Origin of the sequence: Pseudomonas sp. (assembly GCF_049645325.1) — a bacterium.
In the GTDB taxonomy this organism is placed as follows: domain Bacteria; phylum Pseudomonadota; class Gammaproteobacteria; order Pseudomonadales; family Pseudomonadaceae; genus Aquipseudomonas.
The window spans coordinates 16591-29505 of the sequence record NZ_JBARTQ010000284.1 but is presented as its reverse complement, the minus strand read 5'-3'; the positions used below and the strand labels follow the sequence as shown (position 1 = coordinate 29505).

Genomic DNA, 12915 nt, shown 5'->3' with positions numbered 1-12915 from the left:
AACGCGCTAAGGCGCGATTGGTTCTAGCCCCCTGGAAGACGATCATGCTGACCTGTTTCGACCCCGCTGAAGCCCCATCCCCCTCGCAGACGCCCCTGCATGCGCTGTTCCACCACGCCGCTGAACGGCCTAACGCCATTGCCCTGATTGCCGACGGTGACGTCTGGTCCTATCACCGCCTCGCGTGTGAAGTGGTGCGCCTGAGCAATGGGCTCAAGCGGGCGGGCGTAGAGCCGGGTGATCGCATCGTCATGCTGGTGCGAACCTCGCCGCTGTACGCGGTGTTTTTGTTCGCCACGATGATGAGCGGGGCAATCATGGTGCCGCTCAAAACTGAATTCACCGCCCGTGAGCTGGACGAGTTTGTAGGCTGGCTGCGACCGAAGTTGTTTGTCCACGAGGCGGATCTGCAGGCCGTGGTCTCGCAGATGGAGGCCGACGTGCTGGAGCGTACGCGCACGTTTACCAGCGCCAACTGGCACACGCTATTGGGCGAGGGCAGCCGCCAGACGGCGGTGGTGCCTGTCGATATCGATTCCACCTGCCTGCTGCTGGCGACGTCCGGCACCACGGGCATGCCGAAACTGGTGGCCTACAACCAGCGCTCAATTTCCCACGTTGCCGGTGCCTTGAGTGCGTGGAAGCTGGACTTGGACGCCTGCACCATCGGCAGCACGCCGGTGGCCCATGTCTCCGGTTCGTTCGTGCTGCTGGCGACGATCATCAAAGGCTGCCAGGAAGTCATGTTCAGCCGCTTCGATGCCGACAAGCTCCTTGATGCCATTGAGCAAGAAGGCGGCACCATGCTGTTTGTCGCGCCGTTCATCTGCCCGCCACTGGTGGACGCGCAGCGCAAACGCCCGCGTGACCTGAGCTCGCTGCGGGTCTGCGGGATTGGCGGGGACGCGTGCCGGCCGACGATTGCCGACACCTTCCAAAGCACCCTCGACGTGCGCTTGAACAATACCTACGGCCTGACGGAATGCCTGGGCAGCATGGCGTTTGGGTCGGCCTGGGACACCCTGACCGCCGTCCCTGGGCGTGCGCGCCTGGTGGATGCCGACGGTGCAGAACTGTCCCCGGGCGAAGTCGGCGAATTGCAGATGCGCGGCCCGAACCTGAGCCTCGGCTACTGGACCGGCCCCGGCGACATCATCAGCCATAGCCGCGAAGGCTGGTTTTCCTCCGGCGACCTGATGGTGCAGGAGCCGAATGGCGAGTACCGGTTTGTCGGGCGCTGCAAGGATCAGATCGTCAGCTTCACCGACAAAATTTCCCCGGTGGAAGTGGAAAACCAACTCATCCTGCACCCGGCCGTCGCAGATGCCGCCGTGGCGGGCGCGCCGGATTGCGAAGCGGGCCAGCGGGTGGTGGTGTTGGTCAAGCTCGCACCCGACGCGGCCGGCACCTCGGCAGATGCGATCCTCGCGTGGCTGAGCTCACGCCTGGCGCCGTTCAAGTTGCCACGGCGGATCGTGCTGAGCGATGTAATCCCGCGTAATGCGTTGGGCAAGGTGAACCGTAATGAGGTGATGCGGATGACATCAATTGCGGATTTTTCCGAAGTTAAAAAGTAGGAAAGGTAGACCGGAATATAAATCGGAAAAATCAACGTGAAAAAATTATGTTAACTAGGCGATTCTCCCAGCTAATATTGAGCATCAGTAAAAATAAAGTCGGAAAATAAATCGGAAAAAGGTAGCGGTTATGGCGCAGGAATTTATCTCTGGAAACCACTGGCTTGAACCTGTTTGGCCGTCTCCGGGTTTTCCTGCGTCAATTGTACGTACCGCAGAGTCCCTCGGTTTTCGTGCAGGAAAGCTGACGGGGCTGCTACCCAAGCAGACAGCCAGCCGCATCGGTGGACTTATGCGGATCACCAACAGCTATTACAGCAATCTGATCGAAGGCCAGTTCACTGAGCCCGCTACGTTGTCTGCCCGGGTGCCCAGGCGTGACCCGAAAGAGCTGCGAGCCCTGGCCGAAAGCCACATTGGCGTACAGGAATTGTTAGAGCGGGCATTACGACGCCCCCAGTCCATCGAAGCCCCTTGGGCTCTATTCTTTGCGCCTGAACTGGTGTCTGTAGTTCATGGCCGCCTTTTCGGCGGGGCGAGTGATGAGGAGTTGCGCTTGAGTGACGGGCGCTTACGGGTACCGGGCCAATTGCGTGACGTCACGCAGCGTAACGTTCTGGTAGGTGACCACGCTGCGCCAGCCTGGGAGTCCGTCACCCCCATGCTCACTCGGCTTCAAGGGGTGTACGGCAAACAGCCTGATCTGACCCTGCGAATCCTCAGTTCGCTGGCCTACCATCATCGCCTAGCGTTCGTGCACCCCTTTGAAGATGGTAATGGCCGTGTTGTGCGGATGATGACTCATCTGCAACTGATGCGGCTTGGTCTTGCCTCCCCTCTATGGTCTTTGTCCAGAGGCTTGGCGCGTAAGCAGGACGAGTACTATGGCCAGTTGCGCGCGGCAGATCGAGTTCGTCAGGGCGATCTGGATGGTCGAGGTCAACTCACCCAGGCGGGCTTGTTCGGTTTTGTGGAGTTCATGCTGCAGGTTTGCATCGATCAGATGGAGTACGTGGAGCACGCCATGGACCTTGTTACCCTGCGCCATCGGCTGGAGCGGGTGATCGGGCTTGAGCCAAGATTCACCGAGTCCGGCGTGAAACAGGAGATGGCCAAAGCTATTCACATCTTGCTGACACAAGGCGAAATTCTTCGAGCCGACTTCAAAACGTTTTCCGGACTGCATGACCGGGTGGCCAGTGAGCAACTTAGAAAACTCATTGATATGGGGGTGGTCGAAGTGCCATCAGCAAAATCGCGCTCAATTTTCCCAGGCCTGCCTGTCTGGTTTGCACAGCTGATTTTTCCTGATCTGCACAGACGTTTCTGGGCTTGAGCGTGGCGCTTGTCGGTTCTGTGCGCTAAGTCCGGGCGCATCATCCTGCTTTACCCCTAGAATGCCTCCCTGTGGATAACTCAGCCAGGGAATGCCTTCACCATGAACATAGAACTGCTTATCGCCGGTATCGTCGTGTTGATCATCGTTGTCGGCCTGGTCGGCTGGCTGGTGGGGGTCTACAACGGCCTGGTGATGCGGCGTAATGATGTGGATAAAGCCTTCGCCAACATCGACGTGCTGCTCAAGCAACGCGCCGACCAGATCCCCGACCTGATGCGCGTGGTGCAAACCGCCATGAACCACGAGCACGCGCTGTTCACACGCTTGAGCGATGCGCGCGAGCGTTATCTGAAGGCCGGGAGCCTCAACGACAAGGTCGATGCCTCCAACCAAATGGCCGCGGCACTGAAGTCGGTGATGGCGGTGGCGGAGGGTTACCCGGCGCTGATTTCCGGCGGCACCATGGTCGAGTTGCAGCAGGCAATTTCCGCGGTGGAGGAGCGCATTGCGGACCGTCGGGAGTTCTTCAACGAGTCGGTCAACCTCTACAACATTGCCATCGCAATTTTCCCCGACCTGTTCTTCGCACGGATGCTCAGCTATCAGCGCATTCCGCTGTTGGCGATCAGCGCCGAAGAAACCCGCTACGAGGGCGTCAAGCTTGAGGTGCCGGGGGCATGAAAACCACCCAGGTTGGCGAGGTGGCGAAAAAGCCGCTGTGGAAAATCCTGCTGGCGCTGGTGTTTCTCGCCGGGTTTATCAGCTTGATGGTGTATGCCCCGAAAGCCTTGATGGGCCTGTTTTTCCCGGTGGGCATCCTCTTTGGCCTGCTGGTCAGTTTCGGCCCCAATTTCTATCGCACCGAACAGCGCCTGGCCACCAGTCAGATTCGCTCGGTGGCCATGGGCCTGGTGGAAGTGCGCGGCAAGGTGATGGTCGACACGCCGCTGATTTCCCCGGTGGATGGCAAGCCCTGCGCAGGCTTTGTCTGGATCGTCGAGGAGGGCAGGAAGGACAAGGACGGCGAATGGAGCTGGAGCCAGGTGTCCGCCGAAGCGCGCTGTCATGACTTTCGCCTGCAGGACGCCAGTGGTGAGATCAATGTGATCGCCGCCGGCATCGACCTGTTCGGTAAACAGTCGCCGGTGTCACATGACCGGATCAGCACCTACCGTCGCCAGGGTGAAATGCTGCTGACCCAGGACATGGACGTGATGCTGATCGGCAATGCCTGCGAGCGTGACGGCAAAACCGTGATTGCCCAAGGTAACCAGCGTGACGCGGTGTTCGGCGTGGCGCGGACAAAGGACGTCGAAGGCCGCCGCGTGCTGGCGCCGCTGTGGCGTGTCGGCGGGTTTTACGCGGTGGTGGTGGGCCTGCTGGGCGCTGGCATCATGGCCATGACCCCCGCACACTTTGCCCAACTGCGTTTGCCCGGCCCCGACACCTACTCGCAAATGGCCGAATGGGGCCCGGTGTATCGGTTTCTGGCCTGGCTGTACCGTGAAGGTGGTTTCCCGATTCCGTTTATGGCCGCGTTTGGTTTTCTGCTGACGATGCTGGTGGTGTTGATCGCTCTGCGCCTGGTCATGCCTGCGGGGATGCGCCTGGCGGTAGGCCGAGTGCTGGGAGCCTGGACCGGTTTGGGCATGGTCATTGGTGGCGTGGTGACATTGCTGCTGGTGGTTGCCCAAGTGGACACGCTGAAGGTGTTCCTGGTGTGGATGATGATTCTGCTGGGCACCCTGGTGTTTTCGATTTTCGAACAGCGCAAGTTGGGCGTGGCTTACAAGCACTTCACCAAGAATGCGGATAAGGCCGGTTTCGGCGACGAAGACGCCTGATCAGGGCACAAACTCCACTTTCAGCCCACGGCTGGCGCTGCGTCCCTGGTCATCGCTGACCCGCAATCGATAGTTCCCCGACTTGCCCGGCCGCCAGTTCAACGTGGTTTGCGGCGGGCCCTGGCCGATCAGGGTCTGGTCGGCAAACCAATACAGCGTCACCGCATCGCTGGCCGCGTTGGCGTTCAGCGGGATGCTTTCCTGTGGTTGGGACAGGCGCAACTGATAACTCACCTGGGTCAACGGCGAGCGGATCTGCGGCGCTTCGCTCTGGTCGCCGATGCGGTTGGGTTGGCAGTTTTTCATCACATTGGGCGGCGTGCGTCGCGGCAGGCCGGCGGCGCGGTACAGGCGCTGCACGTCACTGGGCCAGAATTCGAAGACTTCTTCGCGGGTGTATTGCGCCTCGAACGGCGGGCACGCCGCCTTGCCGGTGCGGGTGTCGATCAGCACCGGGCGGTGCAGGTTGGACACGCGAATCGGCGACACGCCGGGGATGTACCAGGTCTTGCGGGTTTGCGGGCACCAGCGGTTGGGCAACTCGCCGGAGGCGGCGCACACGTCGATGCGCACCAGCCCGGCGGGCGGCTTGTCGGGTTTGATCACCACGTTGGGCAACGCCAGGGGCAGGGCGTCGGCGATGCGGAAAAACAGCGGCGCAGCAGTCTTGGCGCCGATAAACGCAGGGTTTGGCCGCCCGTCGAAGTTGCCCACCCACACCACCAGCACGTAGGGGCCGACCAGGCCGGCGCTCCAGGCATCGTGAAACCCCCACGAGGTGCCGGTTTTCCACGCGGTGCGCCAATGGCGGCCGGGCAAACCGTCGGGGCGCGGGTTGCGGCGCAGCATGTCGCGCACCATGAACGCGGCCTGGGGCGTGAGCAATGGCGCCCCGGTGGATTGAGGCTGTTCCTGCACATAACGCAGCGGTCGCAAATGCCCGTCACCGGCGAGCATCACGTACAGCCGCGCCAGTTCCTCCGGCGTCATCTCACCGCCGCCGAGGGCCAGCGCCAAGCCGTAATGGCTTTCGTCGCGCAGGCCTTTGACGCCGGCGCGTTGCAACAGGCCATACAAGGAGGGCGACTTCACCTGGCTGGCCAGCCACACCGCCGGGATATTGCGGCTACGGATCAACGCGTCCCTGGCCGTCAGTGGCCCGACAAAGCTGCCGTCGAAGTTTTCCGGCTGGAAGTAACCGAAGTTAGTCGGCAGATCTTTGAGGATGCTCATGGGGTGGATCACCCCTTGGTCCAGCGCCAGCCCATACAAAAACGGCTTGAGTGTCGAGCCGGGCGAGCGCCGCGACAGCACGCCGTTGACCTGGCCGTGAATGCCTGTGGATAAGTAATCCGCCGACCCCACCAGCGCCTTGACGCTCTGGTCGCGGCTGTCGACGAGGATCGCCGTGGCGTTTTCCACACCCGTGCTGCGGCGTTCGGCAATAAAGCCGGTGATCAAGCGTTCGAGCAATTGTTGCAGCGGCAGGTTAAGAGTGCTGTTCAGCTCATTGCCAGGCAATGACGCCAGCAATTGTTCGCTCAAATGCGGCGCCAGGAACGGGATCTGCTGGCGGTTTCGGGCTTCGAGCGGCAAGTCGAGCAAACTGTCGTTACGCGGGTCCTGTGGATAAGTTTCGCGCCAGTCCGCCATCAAGCGCAGCCGCGCCTGTTGCAACGACGGCCCGAAGCGTGCGCGCCGCCCCGGTTGCTGAGGAATCACGGCGAGCGCCAAGGATTCGGACAAGGACAACTGCGCCGCCGACTTGCCGAAATAGATACGACTGGCCGCCTCGGCACCTTCGATATTGCCGCCCATGGGCGCCAAGTTCAGGTAAGCCTCAAGGATGTCGTGCTTGCTGTAGCGCGCTTCCAGCCACAGGGCCAACGCCATCTGCTGCAACTTGCCCGGCACTTGGCGAGTGTTCAGGTCCCACAGGCGCCGTGCCAGTTGCATGCTCAAGGTCGAGCCGCCCTGGCGCTGGCCGCCGCTGTAGGTGGCCATGGCCGCACGCAGCAACGCCGGGGGGTTGATCCCCGGGTGCCAGTAGAAATTGCGGTCTTCCTTGAGCAGCAAGGCCTCGACCAAGGACGGCGACATGCGCTCCAGCGGCAGCCATAAACGGTATTGCCCGTCATCCGCCAAGGTCATGCGCAGCAGCGCGCCGTCGTCGGCCAACACCACCCGTGATGAGGTCACGGCCTGTTCCAGCGGGGCGTGCGGCCATAGCCGCAACCCCGCCAGCAGTACCGCCGCTGCGAGCAGCGGCGTCAGGCGTTTAAGGCTTGGTAATTTCAAGCTGGCCTACTTTGCCGCGCCCTTGCAGGGTGGTTTCGTACATGCCTTCGGCGTAGGCCGGTGGCGTATTGAACGTCCCTGCGTTGGTAGCGCGCACGCGGTAGACGAAAGTGCCTACATCGCGCAGCGCGGTGCCGTACAACACCACGCGATCATCGCGCACGTCGACGTAGTCCGGCTGCCAGTTGCTCAGCTCGGTTTCGCCGATCGGTGCTTGCCAAGTGTCGGCCTCTTCACTGTCTTCGCTGGTTTCCACGTACTCGGAATCATCGCCTTCACTTTCCTCGGTGCTGGCGGCTTCCGGCTCCGGCGGCAAGTTATACACAGGCTCGACGCCCCCTGGCAGCAGGTCGACCACGGCCACTTGCTGCACCTGGTCACGGTCAGTGGCGCGCAGGCGCAGGCGCACCAGGAACTCATCACCCACGGCTACCTTGGTGACCGGCTCGCCTTTAAGGTCGAGGTATTCGTGGATGATTTCCAGGCCGTTGTTGATCGGCTTGAGCTTGGCGCCCTTGTCGAAACCGGCTTCGCTGAGCATGTAGAACGCGGCCGGGCCGTCGGTTTTCTCCATTACCAGCTTCTGCGTGGCAGATGGCACGGCGGCGCGCGGTGGCTGACCGGCCATCTCCAGCAATTGCTGTTGTTTGTCGCCCAGCCAGGCGGTGGCCTTGAGGGTCATGTCGCTCTGTGCACGCTGGCCATAGTTGTCCAGGGCGCGCAGCAACAGCGCCGCCGATAAGGAGTTGTAGCGCTGCTCGTTGAGACGCTTGCCGAGTTTATCCAGCAGCGCCGTTGGCACATCGTCCAGCAACTCAGGGAAGTGGCGTGCCAACAGGTGCAGGTGTTCGGCATCGTGCACCAGCGGGTCGTAATACAGGCCGTCGCTGTCCCACTTATCCACAAGCGAACGCCATGGCACCTTGCGGAACAGCGTGTCGGCCTGGCGATCCTGCTTGAGCAACTTGTAGCTGGCCGCCAGGTAAGCAGCGCCGAGGTCGTTCTGCCAGGTGTCTTTGAAGTAGCTCTCGTAGCGCTCGCGAATGTCGCTCAAGGCGCCGCTCACCAGAATGCCCTGACGGCTCAGCAGGTAACTGGCGTAGGCGCGGTTGCGCAGTTCCGACAGGCCTTCGCTCGGGCCATTGGCCAACTCTGTGAGATAGGTATTGGCGCGCACCAACAGGTCTTCCGGCACCGGCAACCCGCGCTCCTTGGCTTCGATCAGGAAGTCCGTGGCGTACAGGCTCGCGTACGGCGCCACGTCCGGGTTGGCCACCCACAAACCGAAGCCGCCGGCCTGGTTCTGACGTTGGCGCAACATGCGCACCGCGCTGCCGAAGGCTTGTTCGGCCTCTGGCGCATTACCGCCCCAGATCAACGCCGGCATGGCCTTGGACACCAATTGCTCGGTGCAGGCATAGCCGTAGTCATCCAGGTAATGTTTGAGGCCGTTGGCCCACACCAGCGGCGAGGCAGCCACACCCAGTTGCACGTCGCGCAGCTGGCTGAACAGTTCGCGGGTGGGCTTGAGCTCTTTGCTGGCGCTGTCGAAGCGGCCCAGGCTCAAGGCCACGCGATGTTCACTCAGAGGGCGGATCGAAGTGGTTTCCGCCACCTGAATGCGTTTGCCATTGGGCAAAATCGCGACAAAGCGCAGGTCCGCCGAGCCGAGGGTTTCACCGACCTTGATCTTGAACTCGGCGGTGCCTTCCTTGCGCGGTTGCAGTGACAAGGTGCTGCCCTTGTCGCCCTGCACGTTCAGGCCATCGCTGGTTTGCAGCTCGAACTTCACGTCTGCCGCAGCGTCGAGGTTGCTGAACACGCCGGCACTCACGTTGAACACATCCCCCGGCGCCACAAAGGCCGGCACGTTCGGTGTGATCACGATTGGCCCGCGCACATCGGTGTTGGCCTCGCTGACGCCGACGCTGTCGGCATCCACCGCCACCGCAAACAGGTGCAACTTGCCATTGAAGCTGTCTGGAACCTGGTAATGCAGCACGGTTTCACCGGCCGGCAAGTCCACCAACCCGGACCACCAGGCCACCGGCGGCTGGTGTTTACGCTTGAACGGATTCAGGTGATTGGCCAGGGCGCCTTCCGTATCGCCACCGGGCGCGGCCCCACTGAGCAGGCGGCTGAATTCCGGCAGGATCAGGTCAAGAATCTGACTGGTGCCGACCTCCAACGCGCGTTTCTGGAAGAAGAAGCCCAACGGGTCCGGCGTCTGGTAGCGCGCCACTTGCAGGATGCCTTCGTCCACCGCATACACCACTGCGCGGCCCGGGCGGTCAGCGGTGACCTTGATGTCCAGTGTCTGCCCCGGCTCGATCTTCTCCGGGCCCTCGACTTTCAGCGCCATGCGCCGTGCATCCAGGTTGATGCTGAACGGCACCACGCCATAGGACAGCGGGCTCATGTACACCTCGGCCGAACCCATGTCGCGCACAAACTGCACGTTGACGTAGGCATTGCCCTCAAGCCCCGCCGGCACGCGAATATGTTGCACGCTGTTGGTGCTGTCGGCCTTGAACCACTGCTGGGTGTAGACCTTGTCGCGCTCGATGGTAATCAAGCCGGCGCCCGTGTACGGCGCGCGGATGCTGATCGCAATCTCGTCACCGGTGGCGTAACTGCGTTTATCCAGGCGCAGTTGCAGCTCGGCGTTGCGCTCCAGGGAGCGCGAGGTGTTGCCACGCCCGGCCACGCTGTAGTCGATCTGGTTGAGCAGGTTGCCGTTGGCGTCCTTGATTTGCAGGGTGAAATCACCCGGCGTGCCAGTGTTCAAGGTCTGCTTGGCGCCTTCCTTGGTCATCACCAATGGCGAGGCCGGTTGGCTGATGTTCTTGATGCGCGACTCGTACTTGAAGGTGCCGTTGGACTGTTTCACCAGCACCGACACGTAGCGGTGCTCGACCACTTCGCTGGTCAGGCCATCCACCGCCAGCGGCGTGAGGTCCGGCGCGACGGCCAGCCATTGCACCTGACGCGGGGCGTCCTTGGCGACGTACGACAGCGAATCCTGACTTTTCACACCCACCAGGTAAGGCGCGGACGACACCAGCAAGGCACTTTGCGCGGCGACGTTGCGACCGCCTTCGGCCTCGAACACCTGAGTCATCACTTGCAAGCGATAGGTGCTGTTGGCGAAGCGTTGCAGGTTGAGGTCGAGCACGGCCTGGCCATTGTCGTCGACGGTGGTTTCGGCGAGGTCTTCGGTGCTGGCGTCTTCCAGGGAATCGTTGAGCCGGAAACGGTAATCGGGGTAACGGTCAAATGCCGCCAGCGTCGGGCTCAGGGACATCTTCGCGGTGACGCGACGGCCAGATGCCGGGGCGCCGAACAGGTGCATCGCGGTGACCTTGGCCACCACTTGGTCGGGTGGAATCCAGCCCTGCACCGGCGTGTCGTGCAGGCTGAGGCTGACCTTCATGCGGTCCGGCTCGAAGTCGCGGACCTTGAAACTCACGCTGCCCAGGTCGGTGCGGGTGTTTTTCTGGCCAATCAACTGCAAGGTCGCGGTGTAATCGCCCGCTGGCGAGACTTCGCTGCTGGGGAAATCAAAGGTTTCAAAACCGCTGGTGGAGAGTTTCAGCGGCTGGCGAATCACCTCCAGGCCACGCGGGTCGGTGATCTGCAGCTCCACTGGCAAGCCTTGCAAGGCGCCTTGCCAGTTGCCGCTGCGCACGATCATGCCCAAGTGCGCGGTTTCGCCGGGGCGGTACAGGCCGCGATCGGTAAACAGGTAGGCACTGAGGCGATTAATCGCACCGTCTTCTTCCAGACCACCTACATCAAAGCGCGACAAATCCAACTGCTGGGACTGGCGGGCAATGGGCAGGAAGGATTGGTCATTGCCGCGAGTGACCACATACATCAGCGGCGTTTTCTCACGGCGCAGTTCATCCAGCTTGGCGAAATGCGCGTGGCCTTCGGCATCGGTACGGCCACTGCTCACCGGCAACCCGTTGCGACCAATGATATCGACTTGCGCATCCGCCACTGGCGAACCGTTGCCGATCGACTGCACGTACACATCGTGGCTGCCATCGCTGGAGCGCTTGGCGATGATGCCGAGGTCGGTCACCACGATAAAGCGCAGGTCGCTGGTGCTGGTGCGGTCGTACTCGAATGTCCGTTCGGCCGGTTCATCCTGTGGGCTGAGCTTGAGCACGAAAATGCCGCGACGGCCGCCGTTGGCGGTGAGGTAGTGGCTCAGGTCGACGTTGTCGTAGACGGTTTTCGCCGGGTCATTGGACGACAGCGGGATATCCAGCGACTGGCGCTCAACCATGCGGTCGAAGTATTCGTTGCCGAAGTTGGGCCGGGCAAAGCTGCCGCTGCTCTGGTCCACCAGATGTTGCAACTGGTTGGGCAGCAGACGCGCGATTTCCACGTGGGCACCGGGGACGCCACGGGCCATGAAGCCCAGGCGTTTTTCGCCATTGAGGCTGAGCAAGGCGCCGTCAGACAGGAACTGCAAGGTGCGCGGGTACGCCGGCATGCTGATCAGCGAGGCGGTAGGGTTTTTCGCCAGGTAGCCACCGATGGCTTCCAGGTTGGCCGGAACGCGCACATACAGCGCGCGACCTGCCGGCGCCTTGAACTTGAAGGCGTGCAGGGTGTTCAGCGGTTCGACGCTGGGCACGTGGGTCAAGCTGACCTTGGTGCTGCGGGCGAGCAGGGCGTCGTCGATGTCGTTGCTGTTGTAGGGGCGGGTGTCGTCCTGGGCTTTTTCCGGCAGCATCCAGGCCTGGACCTTGCCGGCGATGGTGTCATCGGCCACGGCGCTGGAGCTGCTGAACATCAGCACCGGCTCCGGTTCGCCGCGTTCGTTGTCGACAAAACTCACTTCGGCACCGGTGAAGGTCAGGCGATAACGGCCGGGCACAGTGACTTCCGACACCAGCGGCGCGGTACTGGCGTTGCCGCCATCGCGGGCCTTGATGCCTTCATCCAGCTTGGCGCTGACCGGCGTGCTTTCCAGTGGCGTGGCCAGGGCCGCCGAGCGCACGTAAGCATTGAGTTTTTTATCGTCGAAGGTGATTTCCGGGCGGTTGGGCAACTGCGCGTCGCGGTATGCCAGGCCTTTGCCGAGTGTGACTGTCACGCGTTTGCGCAGGTTGTCTTCATCCACCGGGTGGGAAAAATGGAAGGTCGCTACCAGCTGTTTCAGCGTCGGGTTGGACGGGTCCTGGTACAACTCGTTTTGCGCCAGGGTGGCGCGGAACGGCTGGGTGGAAAACTGGCTGCTGTACTGGCTGAGCAGCACGCCGTCGGCGAGCAGGTTTTTCTTGGCAAGGTCGAGGGTGTAATGGGCATCGACGGGCCAGTCTTTCTCCGGCACGAACAGCAACGTGTGGTCATCGGACCAACGCCAGGCGCCCGCCACCTCGGGTTTGAGGGAGATGCCTTCGTTGACCGGCTTGCCAATCGCCGCCAGTGGGGCCACGGATTCAGCGAAGCGCACCTGCAAGTTATCCACAACCGGCTGCGGTTGGGTGTAATCGGTCAGGTTCGGTTTGTGCAGCGAATAGCCGACGGTGTGCGGCTGCGGCAGGTGGGAATACCACTGCCAGCCATAGAACCCGGCGGCGGCCAGCAGCGCCAGGCCCAGCACCCCGGCACCCGCCTGGCGCGGATAGGCGCGGGCCTTGCGGCCCAGGTTAGCCAGGCCGTGGCCGATGGCGCGCAGCCAAACCGGCGGCTGCCATTGGCCGAAGACGGCCCTCACCACAGTCAATAACGCGCCGACAATACGGCGGCTGATCGCTTTTAACGAATCGAACATGGTGAGCATCCCTGGCTAAGTGCGACGTATCTTACACGCGTCTTTGATACAAAAGATGACGTGGAT

At 62.0% G+C, this 12915-nt stretch carries 6 protein-coding genes; 4 read left to right on the top strand and 2 right to left on the bottom strand.

All coding sequences use genetic code 11. The features are described from left to right. Positions 1-44: 44 nt before the first annotated feature. From WBB95_RS12635 to WBB95_RS12620, 4 genes are all read left to right on the top strand, one after another. The gene (locus WBB95_RS12635) at positions 45-1577 is read left to right on the top strand and encodes a class I adenylate-forming enzyme family protein (protein WP_424487909.1); all 1533 of its coding nucleotides are present in this window, start codon (positions 45-47) and stop codon (positions 1575-1577) included. A gap of 130 nt (positions 1578-1707) precedes the next feature. Beyond that, positions 1708-2913: a Fic family protein gene (locus WBB95_RS12630; RefSeq protein WP_424487908.1), complete on the top strand. Its 1206-nt coding sequence runs from the start codon at positions 1708-1710 to the stop codon at positions 2911-2913. A 102-nt stretch (positions 2914-3015) separates the two neighbouring features. Next, positions 3016-3597 carry a LemA family protein gene (locus WBB95_RS12625; RefSeq protein ID WP_424487907.1) on the top strand — a complete coding sequence of 194 codons (582 nt, stop codon included), beginning with the start codon at positions 3016-3018 and terminating at the stop codon, positions 3595-3597. After that, on the top strand, positions 3594-4760 hold the full coding sequence (locus WBB95_RS12620) for a hypothetical protein (protein ID WP_424487906.1): 1167 nt from the start codon (positions 3594-3596) through the stop codon (positions 4758-4760). The genes WBB95_RS12625 and WBB95_RS12620 overlap by 4 nt, the downstream gene beginning before the upstream one ends. Here WBB95_RS12620 and pbpC read toward each other — a convergent pair whose 3' ends face one another. Together pbpC and WBB95_RS12610 are read right to left on the bottom strand one after the other, a co-directional pair. Further along, a complete protein-coding gene (gene pbpC / locus WBB95_RS12615) occupies positions 4761-7058 on the bottom strand; it encodes a penicillin-binding protein 1C (RefSeq protein ID WP_424487905.1) in 2298 nt (765 codons plus the stop codon). Then, on the bottom strand, positions 7039-12849 hold the full coding sequence (locus WBB95_RS12610) for an MG2 domain-containing protein (protein WP_424487904.1): 5811 nt from the start codon (positions 12847-12849) through the stop codon (positions 7039-7041). Before WBB95_RS12610 ends, pbpC begins: the two co-directional genes overlap by 20 nt. Positions 12850-12915: the final 66 nt, after the last annotated feature.

Excerpts from the sequence above, each read along its gene's own strand:
- WBB95_RS12635 (WP_424487909.1), top strand. The coding sequence starts at position 45 with ATGCTGACCTGTTTCGACCCCGCTGAAGCCCCATCCCCCTCGCAGACG.
- WBB95_RS12630 (WP_424487908.1), top strand. The coding sequence starts at position 1,708 with ATGGCGCAGGAATTTATCTCTGGAAACCACTGGCTTGAACCTGTTTGG.
- WBB95_RS12625 (WP_424487907.1), top strand. The coding sequence starts at position 3,016 with ATGAACATAGAACTGCTTATCGCCGGTATCGTCGTGTTGATCATCGTT.
- WBB95_RS12620 (WP_424487906.1), top strand. The coding sequence starts at position 3,594 with ATGAAAACCACCCAGGTTGGCGAGGTGGCGAAAAAGCCGCTGTGGAAA.
- WBB95_RS12610 (WP_424487904.1), bottom strand. The coding sequence starts at position 12,849 with ATGTTCGATTCGTTAAAAGCGATCAGCCGCCGTATTGTCGGCGCGTTA.